This window comes from Ruegeria sp. YTSA064 (assembly GCF_059610325.1).
In genome coordinates, this window is sequence record NZ_JBXWNK010000008.1 from 144644 (window position 1) to 163123 (window position 18480).

Consider the following 18480-nt stretch of genomic DNA (forward strand, 5'->3'; position numbering starts at 1 on the left):
GCTCCTTAGGTGTTTTTGCGCACCGGTCCGTCACGATTAAGGGTTTGTGAGTTGATCCCGGCGGCGCAAGGTTTATCCTGCATGGCTGTATCCTTGGTTTGTTGGGGAATGCAAGGGATGAGACGTATTCTGTCGCTTGGAATAGCGATGATTCTGGCGTTGGTGCTACAGCCGCAGGCCACTCGGGCGGATGCGACGCAGGATTTGCGCGCGGGGCTCTATGAGATGCGCAAGGGCGACTGGAATGCCGCGCTGCGCGTGGCAGGTCACCGTGGATCGGTGGCGCGGGACATCATTGTCTGGCATTGGTTGCGCGAGGGCTTTGGCAGCTCGGGTGACGTGCTGGTATTTCTGGAGCGGCGTCCGGATTGGCCCGGTCTGGCCTGGCTGCGCCGTAAGAGCGAGCCATCGTTCACCGCAGCCGATCCGGATCGGGTTCTGAATTTCTACGAGGGGATGCCTCCGCAAACCGCCGAAGGCGCGTTGAACTATGCCGTTGCATTGAAAAGCCAAGGCCGCAACGGTGAGGCCGAAGCCGACATCGTAACGGCGTGGCGGACAATGCCGATGGGGTCGAGTCTGCAAAAGAGCTACCTGGAGAACTTTAGCAAACTTCTGAAACCGCATCACGAGGCGCGGTTGGACCGGATGCTGTGGGACGGGCATTTGGTCAGTGCGGGGCAGATGCTGCCCCTTGTCGATGCCGACTATCGCAAACTGGCTGAGGCACGCATTGCTTTGCAAAAACGCGAGAATGGTGTGAACGGCAAGGTCGCCGCTGTACCCGGTTCGTTGGCCAAGGATCCTGGTCTGGCCTTTGATCGCTTCGTATGGCGGGATCGAAAGGAACTGGACGACAGTGCCATTGATCTGATGCTGGCGCGTTCCACCGGACCAAAGTCGCTGGGTGAGCCTGACAAATGGGCGGAAGGCCGGCGTCGACTGGCGCGGCTCGAGATGCGTACCGGAGATGCAGAGCGCGCCTATGCGATTGCTGCAAATCATCACATGACGCCTGAAATGGGCTATGGCTATGCAGATCTGGAATGGCTTTCCGGATTTCTGGCCCTGCGCAAACTGAATGATCCGGCCACAGCAGTACGGCATTTCCAGAATTTCTCGGGTGCCGTGCAATCGCCGATCTCGAAGGGTCGCGGTGGATATTGGTTGGGTCGTGCCTACGCGGCGCAAGGGGATGCGGACAAGGCGCACGAGGCTTATGCAGAAGGTGCGAACTATCAGACCTCGTTCTACGGATTGCTCGCTGCAGAGCAGATCGGCCGTCCGTTTGACAGCGAATTGGCTAGTCCACGCCGTGCACCGCATTGGAAACAGGCCGCGTTTGCGGAATCCAGCGTGCTTGAGGCTGGGTTGCTGTTGCTGCGCGCTGGCGAGGGTAACCTGTCTGAGCGTTTCCTGACCCATCTGGTGGAGAGCCTCGATCAAACGCAAGCCGCTCAGTTAGGTGATCTCGTAATCGAACTGAATGAACCGCATCTGGCCGTTATGATCGCCAAACGAGCTGCGACCACCGGCATGGTTTTGCCTGCCGCCTATTACCCGGTGCATCCGGTGGCTGATATGGGCCTGCCCATGGCGAAGGAGATGACACTTGCAATTGCCCGCCGTGAAAGCGAGTTCGATCCAGTTGTTATCAGCGGTGCGGGTGCGCGTGGCTTGATGCAGGTTATGCCAGCCACTGCCAAACTTGTGGCGCAAGATCTGGGCATACTGGGAGGGCACAAGACAGGGCGTCTGACCTCGGACTGGCAGTATAACGCCAAACTGGGGGCGAATTATCTTGCGACACTGGCCGAGGACTTTAACGGCAATGTTGTGATGATGGCGGCTGGATACAACGCCGGGCCAAGGCGTCCAATCTCGTGGATGGAACGCTACGGCGACCCGCGTCGGGGTCAGGTGGACGTGATCGACTGGATCGAAACCATCCCGTTCAAGGAAACGCGCAACTATGTGATGCGCGTCGCTGAAAGCCTACCGGTCTATCGCGCGCGGCTAGGTCAGCCAGCGCTCCCGGTGCCATTCTCACAGGAGCTAACCGGCTCGACTCTTTCGTCTTTCGCGCCATAGGGTGAACAGACCTGCGGCAATCACAATTGCTGCGCCCAGAACCACCTCAGGGCGCAGCGTTTCGTGGAAGATCGTGATGCCCAGAATGGCGCTCCACATCAGATGGAAATAGGCGAAAGGTTGCACTGCGCTGGCCTCGGCCATCTCATAGCATTTGATCAACAGCCAATGCCCCAGCGCGCCTGTGATGCAGAGCAGACCCATCCATAGCCAGTCGGTTCTGGCCATCGGCTCCCAGAACCAGACGCCAACAGCCGTCATTGCGACTGCGCCAGCCACGCCGGTCCAGAAAAAGCTGGTCGCGGTACTGTCCCGCCGCGCGGCGTACCTTGTCAGAAGGCCGTAAACCGCGAACATGAATGCCGAGATCAGCGGCACTACGGCCCAGGGGTTGAACACTCCTGCACCGGGCTGGAGGATTATCAGGACGCCGATGCAACCGACACCGATGGCGGCCCAGCGGCGCCAGCCGACCTTCTCTCCCAAAACAGGGCCGCTGAGGGCGGCGATCAACAGCGGATAACAAATGAAAACTGCCTGACTTTCGATCAGCCCCAGGATGGTGAAACTGAAAACTGCCACGCAAATCTCACCGGCCAGCAAAAGGCCACGGAAAATCTGCAGCCCGAGCTGCTCGGTTTTCGCCGCCGTCCGCAGTCCCCCGGCTGACCTTGCGGCCACGGCAATCACGAAAGCGGCGAAGAACCAATACCGGATCATCACAACCATGTAGGTGTTATAGGTGCCCGCCAGATGCCGTGAGATCCCGTCCTGTAACGCAAAGACAATCGTTGCTGCGATCATCAAGGCAATGCCAGCATTAACATTGTTTTTCTGGCTCATGTCTTCACCGCCCGCGTCATATGCCGCTTGCGACCAAAACCGGGGGTGCGTGTCACCTTGAACCCGGCATCAGACAAACCGCGACGCACAAAACCGGCGGCGGTATACGTTGCCGCAGTGCCATCTTGGGCCGTGTGATCAGCAACCTGCTGCATCAGGTCAGCGCCCCACAGTTCGGGGTTCTTGGCCGGTGAGAAGCCATCCAGAAACCACGCATCTGCAGTGTCATCCCAACTGGGCAATGTCTCACGCGCGTCTCCGACCATGACTTCAAAATGCAATGTGTCCAGCACACATTTCTGCCCATTCCAGGCATTCAGAAAGCGCTCAGCCCACGGCGCCACCTCGGGAAAGGCCGCCAAAGCGCGCGCCATATCATCGGGCGCCATCGGATAGGCTTCGAAACTCGTGAACCGAAGAGGCGTGGTCTGACCCGCTGCTTCCCAGGCCGACCAAACGGTCAGCAGGTTCAGCCCGGTGCCAAAGCCCAGCTCGGCGATATGAAATCCCGGTGCAAAGCGCGCAGGCAGGTCATTGCCCGCCAGAAACACATGTCGCGTTTCTTCCAACCCGTTTTGCAACGAGTAGTAGGGATCATCGAACCGATCAGAGACCGGAATCTGATCCTCTGTCCAAGTGAGTTCGGCACGCTGGTCTGCCATCGGGGAATCCTGTAGCTAAGCGGCGCGACACTGAACAAGGAAAAGGGGATTGGCAATGGTCGATGTGACGGTGCGCGGCGCAGGGATATTTGGCCTATCCATCGCCTGGACCTGCGCAAGACGCGGCGCCAAAGTCCAGATCGTTGATCCCATTGGCCCTGGGGCGGGCTCCAGTGGCGGCTTGGTCGGCGCGTTGGCCCCGCACGTCCCCGAAAACTGGAACGCTAAAAAAGCGTTTCAGTTCGAAAGCCTCATCATGGCCGAACCGTTCTGGAAGCATGTCGAGGCCACAGGCGGGGTGTCACCGGGATACGCGCGGCTTGGCAGGCTGCAACCCATTGCAGACGCTCGGACATTGGACTTGGCCCGCGCACGCGAACTAACGGCCAAGGAACTTTGGCAGGGACAGGCCGACTGGAACGTCAGAGCGTTGGAAGAGATCGGCGCGTGGTGCCCGCCCAGCCCGACAGGATTTGTTATTCATGATACGCTTAGTGCGCGCATGCACCCTCGGCGTGCCTGCGCCGCATTGGTTGCAGCGCTTGCGGTAATGGGAGTCGAGGTCACCACAAATGCCCCCGACAAAGGGCAAGTCGTCCACGCGACAGGGCTTGCAGGCCTGCAGGAACTCAGCGCAGCATTTGGCAAAACAGTCGGTAATGGCGTTAAGGGACAGGCGGCGCTACTGCGATTTGATGCGGGTGCCGTCCCGCAGCTGTTTGCTGATGCTATTCACTTTGTGCCCCATACGGATGGTACACTCGCCATCGGTTCAACGTCCGAGCGTGAGTATGATGACCCAACTAGCACGGATGCGGCATTGGAAGAGCTGCTGGATCGCGCGATGCGGGCAGTGCCGGTGCTGCACGGGGCCGAGGTGATTGAGCGTTGGGCCGGTGTTCGCCCGCGCAGCAAGAGCCGCGCGCCAATGCTGGGTGCACATCCGTTGCACAAAGGACAATTTATCGCAAATGGTGGTTTCAAAATCGGCTTTGGCATGGCCCCGAAGGTAGCTGAGGTCATCGCCGACCTGATTCTCGACAATCGCGATGCAGTTCCTGATGGTTTTCGCCCCGAGGCGTCGCTGTGAACACCGCATACTCTGAACCCACACGACTGAACCGCGACAGCCTTGTGCTGCCTGAGGTATTACGCCTGATCCGTGAAAGCTTTGCGTATATGGAAGGTCGTATTGATCCGCCTTCTTCAATGCACCGCCTAACTCTGGACAGTCTGCGCAGGCAGATCGATGAGGGCGAGATTTGGGTGATCGGAGACCGCCCCGATGCTGTTGTTTTTCTGACACCCAAACCGGGTCGATTATATCTTAGCAAACTGGCTGTAGACCTTCGGCAGCGCGATCGCGGTCTGGCCCGTACACTAATCGAACAAGCTCAGGTCCAAGCACGCAGGTACGGGCTTGATATACTGGAACTACAGTCCCGGGTTGAGCTTGTCGAAAACCACGCGACTTTTGCCCGGCTTGGATTCTCAAAGACCGGTGAGACGGCCCATCCGGGCTTTGATCGGCCGACCTCAATTACCATGCAAAAAAGGTTGGGCTGAAGTTCAAAACCCGGCTTCGGCCCGCAGCTTCTTCATCAGCGCGTTCAGTGTGTTTTCGTAGCGCTCATTAGACAATCGTCCTTCACTATCGAATTCGTTGGAACTGTCGGCCAAATGCAATTCAGGCCCCTGCAGAATGCGAGGCTGAAAAGGAACCATGAAAGCCCGTAGGATCATCTGAGCCCGCTCACCGCCGGCACGACCGGCCGCAGCAGACATGACTGCCACAGGCTTATCCATCCAAGGCTTGCCGCTGGTCCGGCTAACCCAATCCAGCGCGTTTTTCAGAACACCCGAGGGCCCCTTGTTGTATTCCGGCGTCGAAATGATCACCGCATGAGCCTGCGCAATCAGATCAGCCAACACATGTACCGCTTCGGGGATACCTTCACCAACCTCAACATCGCCGTCATAAAGAGGCAGATTCAAATCTGCCTCGATGAACGTACCGGCATCAAATAAACGCGCAGCCTCGCGAAGAAGTTTGCGATTGGTGGCATCTTTTCGCAGTGAGCCGGAAAGGCCAAGAAGGATCGGTTCGGACATGGGGAAACTCCGCTGTGGTGTTTCCCTCTTGTTAGACCGGGATGATCCTGAACCAAAGCCCACGTGACGCGCAGTCACTGTGCGCGAAACATCCGGTCAGGTATTGCCGCTGGGAACGACCACAATCTCAACCCGTCGGTTCTGGGCTTTTCCTTCCGGTGTCAGGTTCGACGCAATCGGATTGTTTTCACCCTGCCCCACGGTCGTGATGCGGGAAAAGCTGACACCGTTGGCCTGCAGAATATCGGCGACAGCATTCGCGCGACGCTCGGACAGACCCAGGTTGTATGACGCCTCTCCGTCACTGTCGGTATGACCGATAATCTGCACGTTCGAGTTCGGGTAGTTGACCAGGTTCTGCCCCACCTTCACCAGATCAGCGCGGAGGGCCGGACGCACGGTGGAGCTATCTGTGTCGAAGGTGATATCATTCGGTACTGTAACGATCAGGCGGTCACCCGCGTTGACGATAGTGATGCCGTCATTGGCCAGTTGTTGCCGCAACTCAGCCGCCTGCCGGTCAAGCTGGTTGCCGATCACGCCACCGCCTGCGGCACCGATCGCACCGCCGGCCAGCGCCCCCAGCAACGGATCTGAATCATTAGCGATTGCGCCCACACCCGCACCGATCAGACCCCCAAGCAATGCGCCTTGTTTCGCGTTCTTATTGGGATCTTCTTGCACGGTCAGAGTGCCGGGGTCGGTACACGCCGCCAAAAAAAACGCCGAACACAGCCCGGCTCTTAGTACAAATTTGGAAATCGTCATAAATTCACCTTCTGCTCACGTACCCGTTCACCGGGTTTGCCTCGTTGCGCGCAGTATAACATGGTGAGAACAATGGGCCTCAAGCAACAATTGGGTGAGATCGGCGAATACTCGCCATTTAGGCCGCTCCGACAGGGTCGCTCCAGTGATTTTGCTCCTGCCAGATCGCGCGCAATGGCTCTCCCTGCCCACAAAAGTGATCTTCCGTCAATTCGCAGGCCCAAATCCGATCGGTGCGGAAGTGGCGAAACCCATTTCTCAGTTCACACCAGGCGGCCAACATTGTGCATTCAATGTGGTAGATCAGGGCAACGGGTCGCACCGTTCGTTCGCTGCGTTCACCTTCCGAATTCACATAGGTGATGCGGATCTTTTGTTCAGCCCTGATCGCTTCTCGATAGTTTACGACTGGCACACACCCCTTTTCAGGATCATCCATAGGAGCCCCCCATGGAGCAACCTGCAGCCAATCCGTAGGCACCCGTAACGCTTCGATCTTGCGACACACCCTGTCTGCGGCTTGCTGCAAGGTGCTGTCGCCCGTACGCGCCAACATCGAAAGACCAACCCAAAGGGCCTCAACCTCTTCGGCGTCAAAATTCAGTGGCGGCAAATCATATCCCCGCCGCATCAGATATCCGACACCCGCCTCACCCTCGATAGGAGTGCGCTGCGCCTGCAACGCAGCAATATCACGATAGACAGTACGCACCGATACCTCGAGCTTTGCAGCCAGTGCATCAGCAGTCACAGGTGTCTCGGCAGCACGCAAAATCTGTATGATTTCGAACAGACGGGTTGAACGACGCATCAGAAGCTCCTTGCGATCTGCTGACAACTTAGCACACCCCACTGACAAGGTGGTGTCAGGAGTGTTGAGCGAAGATAGGTCAAACACCAATCAGGAGACTGCCCATGCCTTATCTCGACAATCACATCATGATGACTTTGAAGTTGGATCGCTGGTCTCAGGATCACGTATTACGCGGCTTCGAAATCGAGCGCGAGCTGGCTGCTGCCCGAGAATGCAAAGCCGCGCGACCCATCAAACGTACCAAGCGGTTTTCCTTAGGTAATCTGAAGATGTTGTGGACCAGCACCGCCGAAGTTTAGAACTCAGCTGGGGCGCGGAATTTCATTGATACACCGCCTTCTGGGTTTTTCAGTCGCAATTCTTCAGAATGCAGCATTAGCCTCGGAAAATCGCGCGCTGCGCCGTCCGCGTAAAATGGATCACCTAGGATCGGATGGCCCAGCGCCCGCATGTGTACACGCAATTGATGCGATCGCCCGGTTTTGGGAAACAGGCGGATACGGGTCGACTGACCTTCGTATTTCACAACACGCCATTCGGTGATCGCTGGCTTTCCCGTCTCGTGGCACACCATCTGGCGTGGGCGATTGGGCCAATCAACGATCAAAGGCAAATCCACAGTCCCCGTTTTCGCTTCGACCTGTCCCCAAACACGGGCGATATAGGTCTTACGGGTCTGACGGTTTTCAAACTGCAGCCCCAGATGCCGCTGCGCGTGCGGTGTCTGGGCAAAAACCATGACACCCGATGTGTCCCGATCCAAACGATGCACCAGCAGAGCCTGAGGGAACGCGGCCTGGACACGGGTCAGCAGGCAATCGGCCAGATGCTCCCCCCTTCCGGGCACAGACAGCAAACCCGATGGCTTGTTCACCACGATCAACTGTGTGTCTTCATACAGCACGTCCAGAGGTGTTTGCGGGGGATCATAGGTCTCGCTCATGCGCGCCTGCCTATCCCAGCCCGTCACCTCCCGCAACGTCGTCCTTGCTTGAACGAAACGGTTCAGCAACTCTCGGGTCAATAAGAAGGAAGATGGCATGCACCCGACGATCAAACGAATGCAGGACGTTGTCGCAAAAGGCGATGAAAGCCTGATCCGCGAATTGCTGGCAGAGGACGTGCGGTTTTTGCCCCCAACCTATTATAGCACCTGGACAGGGCGTGAACCGGTTGCGGCGGTTCTGGGTCATGTAGGTCAGGTATTCTCGGATTTTCGGTATCGCCGGATCATGGGTGACGGCAACGATTGGGCCTTAGAGTTTCAATGCAAGGTCGGAGATCTGGACGCAGTCGGAGTTGATTTGATCACTTTGAACACTGATGGCCTCATTCAAGATTTCGAAGTTGTCATGCGCCCCTACAAGACTGTCGGCGCCCTGCGTGAAGCCATGATGGCGCGGGTCATGAAAGATGCGCGTTTTCTGAAATTCAAGGATGCACTGAACTGAAGATGCCTTTCCCTGTTGCTGCGGACCAAATTCTCCGCGTCCCGTTATTGCCCGTACTGGCTGTTCAGGGCCACTCTGTGCGACGCAATGCTCGCTTGCTGCCTGAACCAGAAGGTCCTCGCGAAGGGCGTGAAGGGCGCGGTCCGCGATTGCGTTTGTTGATCGCCGGGGACAGCTCGGCTGCCGGTGTAGGCGCAGGTACGCAAAAACAGGCGCTGTCGGGGCAATTGGTCAGCCTACTGGCAAAACACCACACCGTAGAATGGCGGTTGGAAGCTACGACCGGATATACCACGCAAGATACAATCGACCGATTGCAGAGACTAAAAGACCAATTTGATGTGGTGGTGACGGCCCTTGGCGTGAATGACGTGACCCGTGCCGTGACCGCACAACGCTTTGAAGATCAGCAATCACGCCTTCTGGCCTTGCTGACCAGGCAAATCGGAGCCCGAAATGTAATCGTGACGGCCGTTCCCCAGATGGCGCGATTCCCAGCCTTGCCTCAGCCCTTGGCATGGGTGTTGGGGCGACAGGCCGCGCGGCTGGACCGAGGATTGCAAAAGGTGGCTGCTGGTTTCCCGCAGGTTTCCCATCTGTCATTGAATCTGCCCGACGATCCGTCCCTCGCCGCCCCGGATGGGTACCATCCAAGCCCTAAAACCTACGCGATCTGGGCTGCCGAAATCACTCGACTTATTCGTCAGGCCTGAGACCGTATCTGCCGGATCATCGGAATCGAATACACGACCAACCCAGACCAAATCAAAGGGAAGGCAATCATTCTTGCCTGGTCAATATGTTCTCCGAACAGGGTGATCGCAGTAATAAAGATCATAGTGGGCGCGATGTACTGCAATATGCCCATGGTCGACAGGCGCACCAGTTTTGCCCCGTTTGCATAGATCAACAAGGGTACGGCTGTTACGATACCCGCGCCTGCCAGCAACAAAGTGTCTGACGCAGCCGCCCCAAAATGCCCCGTTCCACTTGCGCCCAACCATGTAACATAGGCCAAAGCCGGGATAAGCAGGATCAGGACTTCAAGTAAAAATCCCTGATTGGGTCCAATCGGAAGAGAGCGTTTGAAGAATGCATAGAATCCCCAACTGACCATCAATCCCAAAGCAGCCCAAGGCAGGCTTCCGGCTTGAAACACTAGAACCAACACGCCCGATGCGGCCAGCCCGACTGCGACTAATTGTGTACGGGTTAAGGGTTCGCGTAGCAGGATCGCCCCGAGCGCAATACTGAACAAAGGATTCATATAGTAGCCAAGTGCCGCATCCAGCGCGTGGCCAGATGAAATCGCCCAAACATAAATCGCCCAGTTCACCGAAATCAAAGCCGCAGTCAGCGCTGCCATGCCCAACATCTTCGGATTGCGAAGTGCAGCTTTAAGATCACCGGTACGCCCAAGCGCAACCAACAGCAACCCAGCCACCGGAACCGACCAGATGACGCGATGTGCAACGACCTCTATCGGGCCGATATGTTCCATCGCCTTCATGTACAGCGGCAGGAAGCCCCAAAGGACATAGGCCAATACGGCCAGCACAAGCCCTTTGGGCGTATCCGTGTTGTTTGGCGTTACAGGGGTCTCTGCCACGATGGGTCTCCGACTGATACTGTATTTCTCTACGGCAAATCAGACGGGCTTGGGAACCATCAAAACTGTGAAGCCGGTCATCAGGAATCCTGATATGTTTCATCTGAAACAGGCAGGCCAAACAAACAATTCGGGGCGCCACAGCGCCCCGACAGTTTGGCTATACTTTTACGCGTTCGGACTTTGGGTCGTACATCGGTTTGAGCGATGCCTCAGCTTTCACTTTCACACCGCAAACGTCTATTTCATAGCTCGAAGCCAGAACATCTGCCGCTTTCTCGCTTTCGCAGGGTACATAGCCCAGACCAATCGCGCCGCCGAGTGTATGCCCATAGTTGCCAGAACTGAGATACCCCACATATTCTCCATCGCGTATGATCGGCTCATTGTGGAACAACAGCGGCTCGGGGTCGGTCAGCTTGAACTGGACCAAACGGTTTTGAGGCCCGCTTTCTTTGCGGGCTATAACCGCCTCACGCCCAATGAAATCACCGCCCTTGTCCACTTTGACGGCAAAGCCCAACCCTGCATCGACCACGTGATCTTCACAGGTGATGTCATGGCCAAAATGGCGGAAGCCCTTCTCGATACGACAGCTGTCCATCATGTGCATACCACAAAGCTTCAGGCCTATATCCTGACCGGCCTCATGCAGCGTTTCGAACACGTGAACCGCCATGTCGGATGAAACATAGATCTCCCACCCAAGTTCGCCCACATATGTCACGCGGTGGGCACGGGCGAAGCCCATACCTATCTCAATCTCTTGCGCGGTGCCAAAGGGGTTGGTCGCGTTCGAGAAATCCGCTGGTGAAACCTTTTCCAGAAGTGCGCGGGCATTCGGCCCCATGACAGCCAGAACGCCTTCGCCTGAGGTGACATCCGTGACGACGACGTTGAAATTGCCGGCATGGCGCATCATCCAGGTCTGATCCGCCAGACGCGTCGCCGCTGGGGTGACGACCAGATAGGCGGTCTCGGTCAGGCGCGTGACGGTCACGTCGGCTTCGATACCACCAGCGCGGTTCAGGAACTGGGTATATACGATCTTACCATTGGGCACCGAATAATCGCCGCCACCAATATAGTTCATGAATTTCTCGGCATCCGGCCCTTCGACACGGATCTTACCGAAGGACGACATGTCGTACATGCCTACATTTTCGCGCACTGCGCGGTGTTCTGCGGCCGCGTTTTCAAACCAATTCTGGCGCTTCCAACTATATTGGTATTCACGTTCCTGTCCGTCATTGGCAAACCAGTTGGCGCGCTCCCACCCGGCAATTTCGCCCATGACCGCACCCTGTTCCAGCAGATGATGGTGAAATGGTGTCCGACGGACGCCCCGTGCAGTGGCTTTTTGGCGGTAGGGGTAGTGGTCAGCGTAAAGCAGGCCAAGCGTTTCTTTCGAACGTTCAAAGAGGTAATGTTTATTGCCCTGAAAGGGCTGCATGCGGCTGATGTCCACATCGCCCAGATCAAATGGCTTTTCACCCGTATCCATCCATTCGGCCAACGCCATACCGGCCCCGCCCGCCGACTGAATACCGATTGAGTTGAACCCGGCCGCGACCCAGACATTGTCCATCTCGGGTGCAAGGCCCAGATGATAGGCGTCGTCCGGTGTAAAGGATTCAGGACCATTGAAGAACGTGTGAATCCCGGCCTCGGCCAGCATTGGCATCCGATTGCAGGCTGCTTCGAGTATCGGTTCGAAATGGTCGAAATCTTCAGGCAATTGGTCAAATTCGAAACTGTCAGGGATGCCGTTCATTGCCCAGGGCTTGGCATTCGGCTCAAACGCGCCCAGCAGGATTTTCCCTGCATCCTCTTTGTAGTAGGCGCATTCGTCTGGCACGCGCAGCACGGGCAATTGGGTCAGACCGTCGATCCCCTCGGTGACGATATAGAAATGCTCGCAAGCGTGAAGCGGTACGTTCACACCTGCCATCTTGCCAACCTCGTGGCCCCACATCCCTGCGCAGTTCACCACCATGTCGCACTCGATATGGCCCGAAGCGCCGCCATCATCTGCGACCCAATCAACGCCCGTCACTTGACGGCCCTGCTTGACGATGTCGGTGACTTTCACACGTTCCTTGACGATACCTCCGCGCTGACGCGCGCCTTTGGCCAAAGCCAGAGCGATATTTGCCGGATCACCCTGCCCGTCCAATGGCAGGTAAACTGCCCCTTTAACCCCTTCCAGGTTCAGATGGGGATACAGCTCTTGCACACGGTCATTGCCGATCTCTTCGACCTCAACCCCGAAAGCGCGGGCCATAGCAGCCTGGCGATAAATCTCTTCCTTACGCTCGTCGGTCAAAGCGACCGTAATCGATCCACAGCGCTTGAACCCAGTGGCAACTCCGGTCTCTTCTTCAAGCGCGCCATATAGTTCCTGGCTGTACTTGGCCAGTTTGGTCATGTTCGCCGTCGCGCGCAGCTGCGCGATCAGTCCCGCCGCGTGCCATGTCGTACCGCTGGTCAGTTGCTTGCGCTCCAACAGAACGACATCGCCCCAACCTTTCTTGGTCAGATGATACGCAACCGAACATCCAATGACGCCGCCGCCGATGATGACCACTCGGGCCTTGGTGGGAAGATCAACCATCCTGACGTCTCCGCTGATTCAGGTTTTCTGTAAAATGCCACGAAGGATCGACAATAAAAGCATCAAAAGCGTCAGCTTAAATACAAAAATCACCGATATTCCGGGCGTCTTTTCTGGCGTCTCAGAACAAAAGGTGTGATGCCGAAAAAACTTTTGTAGACGGATGAAAATCCGTTTGGAAAACCGCAAACCAGCCCGATTTCCCGCACGCTCATCGTCGTATTCAGAAGCAGGTTGTTAGCTTTGGCCAGTCGCATTTCCCGGTAGAACCCGTTTGGCGTGGTTCCAAAAATTGCTTTGAATTTTCGCTCAAGAGAGCGGTTCGATACGTGCAATATGTCAACGATCTGTTTGATCGGCAGAGGTTCCTCGATGTTCGCCTGCATCAGCTTGATGCACTGGTCCAGTTTCTCATCACCAGTGGCCGTTGTCCGGGTGCCGGAAAAAGGTTGCATGGATGAAAAGTCACGGATGTTTTCATGCAGCATGATGTCGGCAACCGTCATCTTGGCCGCACCCGAGATATGCCGCCCGATCACGGCCAGCGCGATATCTGTGGTTGCCTCCATGCCAGCGCAAGTGACAACCGAACCTTGCTCGGTGGCGATAGATAGCTTGGCCTCAAACCGAGCTCCACGTTCGCGCAGGAAAGAGGCATTTTCCCAATGGGTTGCCATATGATCAGCGCTATTTTCGTCGATATACCGGCTTGCAGCTTCAGCCAACAAAAATACCTGGCCGCCCCGAAACGTATAGTCGCGCACGACACGTCCCAGAGAAAGTTCGGGCTGATCCGGGTCTGAGTTTCCGATCACAAACAGATAATTCGCATTCGGTTGCGCCGGAACTGTGTCGGTCGATACTGTCGCTCCGCTGCTGCTTTCCACCGGCCCTCCTTTTCGCGACCGATATGTGAACGTGAACGGCGGGTGGGCACACACACGGTTCGCCAAGCGCAAAACCTCAACCAGCGAGGCCAGTTCGAGCAATACGAAACCCGACGCAACCAGAATGTCAAAATGGTACTGGACGCGATCCTGCTGTTGGTCAGATTTGGTCCGGACAGGCATCTAGGTCCCTCAGACGATTTTGTGTCCGGCCGCACGTAAATTCTCGGCGAGGGTTTTGATGTGTTCCGGCCCGACTTCGCAGCAACCACCAACGATCGTAGCGCCCTGCGCCACCCAACCCATCGCGTGCCGTGCATAGGCATCGGGGCCCAGGTCATGGCGGCTTTCCAAGGCATCAACCGTTGGGGCATCTTCCAGAAAGCCTTCTTTGATGCCTGTAAAGCCGTTGGCATAGGCCCCGTACGGGCGATCCAACATTGCGATGACATCCAAAGCCGCCGGAATCGCTTCGGGGCGTGAACAGTTGATCAGCACCGCCTCGGGTGCATAGCGCGTAACAAGAGGGGCAATGTCCCCCAGTGGTTCGCCTGAACGCAGGCGGGTTCCGTCCTCGTCCATAACCGACAGGGCAAGCCAGACGGGTTTCCCACTGTTCTCTGTTCCGCGCAGCGCACCTTCGGCCTCCTGCACCGAGCATACTGTTTCGATCAGAAAAAAATCGACCCGGTCCGACATCATTGCAGCCAGCTCGGCGAATTTCGCGGCGGCATCTGCGGGGTCGGGGTTCAGATCGGGCCGATAGCTGGCCAATAACGGGCCAAGCGCGCCTGCGATCCGCCCACTGGTGCCACAGCGCGCCTGATCGGCCTGTGACAAGGCAGCGTCAATGAGATTGGGCATCTGATCTTCGATCCCCTCACGGACCAGGCGTGAGCGGTGTATGGCGTAGGTGTTTGTCGTAGCGATCGTTGCACCGCTGCGGAAATAGGCTGCGTGAACCTCCGCCACAAGTTCGGGTTTGTCGATCATCACGCGTGTTGACCAAAGTGGCGTCGGCTTGTCGCCGCTCAACTTCACCAACTCCTGCCCGATCGAACCATCCAAAAGCGTAATATCAGCCATTTATTCCCTCTTTCACGGCACCAGAACCAGCTTTCCGGGCAAAGTCTTGGACAGGAAATCCTCTTGCGCCTGAACAATGTCGCGCAACGGATAGGTCTTTGAGACCAAGGGCTTGATCCGACCTGCATTCATCATTGCAACAAGGCGGTCAAAAACGTCCGGTGGCTGATAGGTGCACCCATGGATCGTGATGTCGCGCAGATAGATATCCCGCAAATCCGCGCTGACAATGGGACCTGCGATCGCGCCTGCTACGGCATAGTGGCCGCCAGGTTTCAACGCAAGTATCAGGTCTGGCCAAGCCGGACCTCCGACCACGTCTATGACGACATCGAACATGTCTTCCGGCAAAGCCGCGTCGCGCTCAAAAGTCCCGATTGCGCCCTGTGACTTGACCACTTCAGACTTGGCGGCGTTGCTAACGCCCCAGACCGTCGCCCCGCGCAGCGCTGCAAGCTGGACGGCAGCAAGGCCCACACCGCCTGACGACCCGGTGATCAGCACTTTTTGACCTGCGATGACACCGGCACGAGTCAGCAGGCCTTCGGCCGTACCAAAAGCACAGGGAATCGCGGCAATTTCAACGTCAGACAAAGGCGAGTCAGTCACGTCGTACAGGTCATCACTTTCCATCAGGCAATATTGGGCAAAGGCCCCGTCAATTTCTGAACCGAGCACGATAAAGCCCTGTGGTCGGCCAGGAACCGGGCGCGGCAAATTGATCGGGCAAGTCACCCGCTGACCAGGCTTGAACGCCGCACCCGATCCAACCGCTTCGACAATTCCACAAAGATCGCCACCCTGGATCCGGGGAAAGTGCAGCGCACCTCCCCAACCACCTGCTTCGACCTGCTGATCGACCGCATCCGTTGCGCCCGTGACGTCCGAAGAATACCAACCGATCCGCGTATTAATGTCAGTGTTGTTCACCCCGGCAGCGGCAACGCGGATCAGGACCTGCCCCGGATCAGGGTTTGGAACTGGGATATCGTCCCGCCATTCCAACACCTCCGGTCCACCGTGGCCATTCAGATATACGCCTTGCATCTGCCGGGTCATTTGCGTTCCTTTCTATATAGGTGGTCAGGCCCTCAACCGTTCATTCGAAGGATCCCAAAGCGGTTGGTCTTCCTGCACAACAGCACGGCATTTTTGACCGTAGATTTCAACCTCCAGCTCAGTTCCTGGCACGGCCTGATCTGCACGCACCATGCCCAGCGCGACGGAAGCACCAATGCGGTACCCCCACGCACCAGAGGTCGTTTCACCCACGATCTCATCGCCGCTCCAGATGCAGGACATGTAAGGCGCATCGACCTCGCCTGCGTCCACGATCAGAGTGACAAAGGATTTCTTAACGCCTTGTTGCTTTTCGTTCTGAATGGCCGCTTTGCCAACAAAATCCTGCGGCTTGTCGAGTTTGACAAAACGACCCAAACCACCTTCAAGCAAAGAGTAATCCGTGCTCAGATCGCCCTTCCACGCGCGATAACCTTTCTCGATCCGCAAAGAGTTCAGCGCATACATGCCAAAGGGTTTGGCCCCGGCAGCCAGCACGGCTTCGTAGATGGCTGGCATCGCATCGTTTTCAGAGTGGATTTCCCAGCCCAACTCGCCTGCGAATGATACTCGGATCAGAAAGGCCTCCTGCCCGGCAACTTTGGCAAACTGATGGGTCAGCCAGCCTTGCTGCAGATCCGCATCCGTGATGCCGGACAACACATTCCGCGACATCGGCCCCGTTACGATCAGCGTATCGCGCTCGGTAGTAGTTTCGCGAACAGTCACACCTTCGGGCACCGAATTGCGGATTAGCTCTCCATCATGCCATTGCGCCGTCGCGGCGGTGATCAGGACGAAGTTATTCTCGGCCAGACGGATACAGGACAGTTCTGTCAGAATGCGCCCTCTTTCATCCGAGACATAGATCAGGTTCATGCGCCCGGCTTTGGGTATACCTCCGGTGCAGAAGCCCCGAAGCCAGTCATCCGCGCCATCCCCTTGGATCCAGAAGCGTGAGAAGCCCGGCAGATCCAGCACGCCGCAGTGATCGCGCACGGCTTCGCATTCTTCTTTGACCCGCTGTTCCCATGGGCCTGAACGTCCCCAGGTGTGGGTGGCTTCGAGAGAAGTATCGTCGCCCGGTTGCGCGAACCAGTTGGCGCGTTCCCAGCCGTTATATGCCCCCATGACACCGCCCAGTTCCTTGACCTTGGCGTGCACAGGCGAGAGTTTCTTGTCGCGCGCAGCGGGCCATTCGTGATGGGGGAAATGCATGGCGTATTCGTTGCCGTAGACCTCCATCCCTTTCTGATTGCAGTAATCCTGATCGGTGTAGTCGGTGTAACGACGTGGATCGACGGCCCACATGTCCCATTCGGTGTGACCATCGACGATCCATTCGGCCAGCACCTTGCCAGCGCCGCCACCTTGGGCGATGCCAAAGGTGAAGGTATGAGCCTCGAACGCGTTTGTCACACCCGGCATCGGGCCGATCAGCGGCAAGCCGTCTGGCGCGTAGGGGATTGGGCCATTGATGACGCGACCAACGCCCGAAGTGGTCATCAGCGGCACCCGCTCCATTGCATCTGTGACGATATCTTCGATGCGGTCCAGATCGTCGTTCCACAGTTGGAAGCTGAAATCCTCGGGCATCGGATCATCCTCGGTCATCCAGTGGCCCTTACAGTTGGGTTCGTAAGGTCCGAGGTTGAAGCCGTTCTTTTCCTGCCGCAGATAGTAGGAAATATCCACGTCACGTAGCAAAGGCAGCTTGCCGCCACTTTCTTTCGACCACGCTTCAATCTCGGGGATTTCGTCGGTCAACAGGTACTGGTGGCTCATCACCATTGCCGGGACGGTGCGGCCGCCGAAGGGTTTAAACCATTCCCCTACGCGCTGGGCATAGTAACCGGCGGCGTTCACCACATAGTCACAGGCAATGTCACCTTTTTCGGTATGCACGGTCCAAGTGCCATCATCATGCTGGGTCACATCGGTTGCCGGGCAGAAGCGGATGATCTTCTGCCCCATATCGCGTGCGCCCTTGGCCAGCGCCTGGGTCAGCTGTGCGGGGTCAATGTCGCCATCGGTCGGGTCATAGAGCACGCCTTCAAGATCATGAGTCTCAAGGAAGGGATAGCGTTCCTTGGCCTCCTCCGGCGTCCACATCTCCATCGGGATACCCTGATAGCGGCCCATGGACATGGCCCGCTCGAATTCCTGCATCCGTTCCTTGCTGTGCGCCAGTCGGATCGACCCAGAAACGTGGTAGTTCATCGGATAATCGACCTCGTCCGCGATGCGCGAATACAGCTCGGTCGAGTAGCGCTGCATGTTCATGATCGCCCACGAGGTCGAAAAGGTCGGCACGTTACCCGCTGCGTGCCATGTCGAGCCTGCCGTCAGCTCGTTCTTTTCCAACAGAACACAATCCGTCCAGCCCTTCTTGGCCAGATGATACAGCGATGAGCAGCCTACAACGCCACCGCCGATGATGACCACGCGGGCCTTGGTTGGAAAATCACTCATGTGTTTGGTTCC

The 18480-nt window shown here is 57.1% G+C and carries 18 protein-coding genes; 6 read left to right on the forward strand and 12 right to left on the reverse strand.

The window, feature by feature from the left end:
- The first annotated feature begins 117 nt into the window (after positions 1-117).
- Positions 118-2091, forward strand: coding sequence for a lytic transglycosylase domain-containing protein (locus AC2FI7_RS13730; RefSeq protein WP_496816188.1), 1974 nt, complete (start codon positions 118-120; stop codon positions 2089-2091).
- Here AC2FI7_RS13730 and AC2FI7_RS13735 read toward each other — a convergent pair.
- The gene (locus AC2FI7_RS13735; RefSeq protein WP_010440883.1) at positions 2056-2934 is read right to left on the reverse strand and encodes a DMT family transporter; all 879 of its coding nucleotides are present in this window, start codon (positions 2932-2934) and stop codon (positions 2056-2058) included. The genes AC2FI7_RS13730 and AC2FI7_RS13735 overlap by 36 nt on opposite strands.
- Positions 2931-3596, reverse strand: a complete 666-nt coding sequence (gene mnmC2 / locus AC2FI7_RS13740; protein ID WP_010440882.1) for a tRNA (5-methylaminomethyl-2-thiouridine)(34)-methyltransferase MnmC2 — start codon at positions 3594-3596, stop codon at positions 2931-2933. Before mnmC2 ends, AC2FI7_RS13735 begins: the two co-directional genes overlap by 4 nt.
- 55 nt (positions 3597-3651) lie before the next feature.
- On the opposite strand from mnmC2, the gene AC2FI7_RS13745 reads away from it, so the two are divergent.
- Both AC2FI7_RS13745 and AC2FI7_RS13750 read left to right on the forward strand, forming a co-directional pair.
- Positions 3652-4686 carry an NAD(P)/FAD-dependent oxidoreductase gene (locus tag AC2FI7_RS13745; RefSeq protein ID WP_010440881.1) on the forward strand — a complete coding sequence of 345 codons (1035 nt, stop codon included), beginning with the start codon at positions 3652-3654 and terminating at the stop codon, positions 4684-4686.
- A complete protein-coding gene (locus AC2FI7_RS13750; RefSeq protein ID WP_010440880.1) occupies positions 4683-5162 on the forward strand; it encodes a GNAT family N-acetyltransferase in 480 nt (159 codons plus the stop codon). Before AC2FI7_RS13745 ends, AC2FI7_RS13750 begins: the two co-directional genes overlap by 4 nt.
- A 3-nt stretch (positions 5163-5165) precedes the next feature.
- Here AC2FI7_RS13750 and AC2FI7_RS13755 read toward each other — a convergent pair whose 3' ends face one another.
- From AC2FI7_RS13755 to AC2FI7_RS13765, 3 genes are all read right to left on the reverse strand, one after another.
- A complete protein-coding gene (locus tag AC2FI7_RS13755; RefSeq protein ID WP_010440878.1) occupies positions 5166-5708 on the reverse strand; it encodes an NADPH-dependent FMN reductase in 543 nt (180 codons plus the stop codon).
- Between the two features lie 96 nt (positions 5709-5804).
- Positions 5805-6476, reverse strand: a complete 672-nt coding sequence (locus AC2FI7_RS13760) for a YiaD family glycine zipper/OmpA-like lipoprotein (protein ID WP_010440876.1) — start codon at positions 6474-6476, stop codon at positions 5805-5807.
- 118 nt (positions 6477-6594) lie between these two features.
- On the reverse strand, positions 6595-7287 hold the full coding sequence (locus AC2FI7_RS13765; RefSeq protein ID WP_010440874.1) for a helix-turn-helix transcriptional regulator: 693 nt from the start codon (positions 7285-7287) through the stop codon (positions 6595-6597).
- 104 nt (positions 7288-7391) lie between these two features.
- Here AC2FI7_RS13765 and AC2FI7_RS13770 point away from each other — a divergent pair, with 104 nt between their 5' ends.
- A complete protein-coding gene (locus AC2FI7_RS13770) occupies positions 7392-7589 on the forward strand; it encodes a hypothetical protein (protein WP_010440872.1) in 198 nt (65 codons plus the stop codon).
- Here the strand turns inward: AC2FI7_RS13770 and AC2FI7_RS13775 are convergent.
- Positions 7586-8233, reverse strand: a complete 648-nt coding sequence (locus tag AC2FI7_RS13775) for an RluA family pseudouridine synthase (protein WP_010440870.1) — start codon at positions 8231-8233, stop codon at positions 7586-7588. The two genes, AC2FI7_RS13770 and AC2FI7_RS13775, sit on opposite strands and share 4 nt — an antisense overlap.
- A gap of 97 nt (positions 8234-8330) precedes the next feature.
- Between AC2FI7_RS13775 and AC2FI7_RS13780 the strand changes: the two genes are divergently transcribed.
- Together AC2FI7_RS13780 and AC2FI7_RS13785 are read left to right on the forward strand one after the other, a co-directional pair.
- Positions 8331-8741, forward strand: coding sequence for a nuclear transport factor 2 family protein (locus AC2FI7_RS13780; RefSeq protein WP_010440868.1), 411 nt, complete (start codon positions 8331-8333; stop codon positions 8739-8741).
- A 2-nt stretch (positions 8742-8743) separates the two neighbouring features.
- Positions 8744-9454, forward strand: a complete 711-nt coding sequence (locus AC2FI7_RS13785; RefSeq protein WP_010440865.1) for an SGNH/GDSL hydrolase family protein — start codon at positions 8744-8746, stop codon at positions 9452-9454.
- On the opposite strand, the gene rarD is transcribed toward AC2FI7_RS13785, so the two are convergent.
- The 6 genes from rarD to AC2FI7_RS13815 form a co-directional block, all read right to left on the reverse strand.
- Positions 9445-10350 carry an EamA family transporter RarD gene (gene rarD, locus AC2FI7_RS13790; protein WP_010440863.1) on the reverse strand — a complete coding sequence of 302 codons (906 nt, stop codon included), beginning with the start codon at positions 10348-10350 and terminating at the stop codon, positions 9445-9447. The genes AC2FI7_RS13785 and rarD overlap by 10 nt on opposite strands.
- 160 nt (positions 10351-10510) lie before the next feature.
- On the reverse strand, positions 10511-12964 hold the full coding sequence (locus AC2FI7_RS13795) for a GcvT family protein (protein ID WP_496816189.1): 2454 nt from the start codon (positions 12962-12964) through the stop codon (positions 10511-10513).
- An 89-nt stretch (positions 12965-13053) separates the two neighbouring features.
- Positions 13054-14034 (reverse strand): GlxA family transcriptional regulator, encoded by a 981-nt coding sequence (locus tag AC2FI7_RS13800; protein WP_010440861.1) that lies wholly within the window; start codon positions 14032-14034, stop codon positions 13054-13056.
- Between the two features lie 9 nt (positions 14035-14043).
- Positions 14044-14937, reverse strand: coding sequence for a homocysteine S-methyltransferase family protein (locus tag AC2FI7_RS13805; RefSeq protein WP_010440859.1), 894 nt, complete (start codon positions 14935-14937; stop codon positions 14044-14046).
- A gap of 12 nt (positions 14938-14949) precedes the next feature.
- Positions 14950-15996: an alcohol dehydrogenase family protein gene (locus AC2FI7_RS13810; protein ID WP_010440857.1), complete on the reverse strand. Its 1047-nt coding sequence runs from the start codon at positions 15994-15996 to the stop codon at positions 14950-14952.
- A 24-nt stretch (positions 15997-16020) separates the two neighbouring features.
- Positions 16021-18468 (reverse strand): GcvT family protein, encoded by a 2448-nt coding sequence (locus AC2FI7_RS13815; RefSeq protein ID WP_496816190.1) that lies wholly within the window; start codon positions 18466-18468, stop codon positions 16021-16023.
- Between the last annotated feature and the right edge of the window lie 12 nt (positions 18469-18480).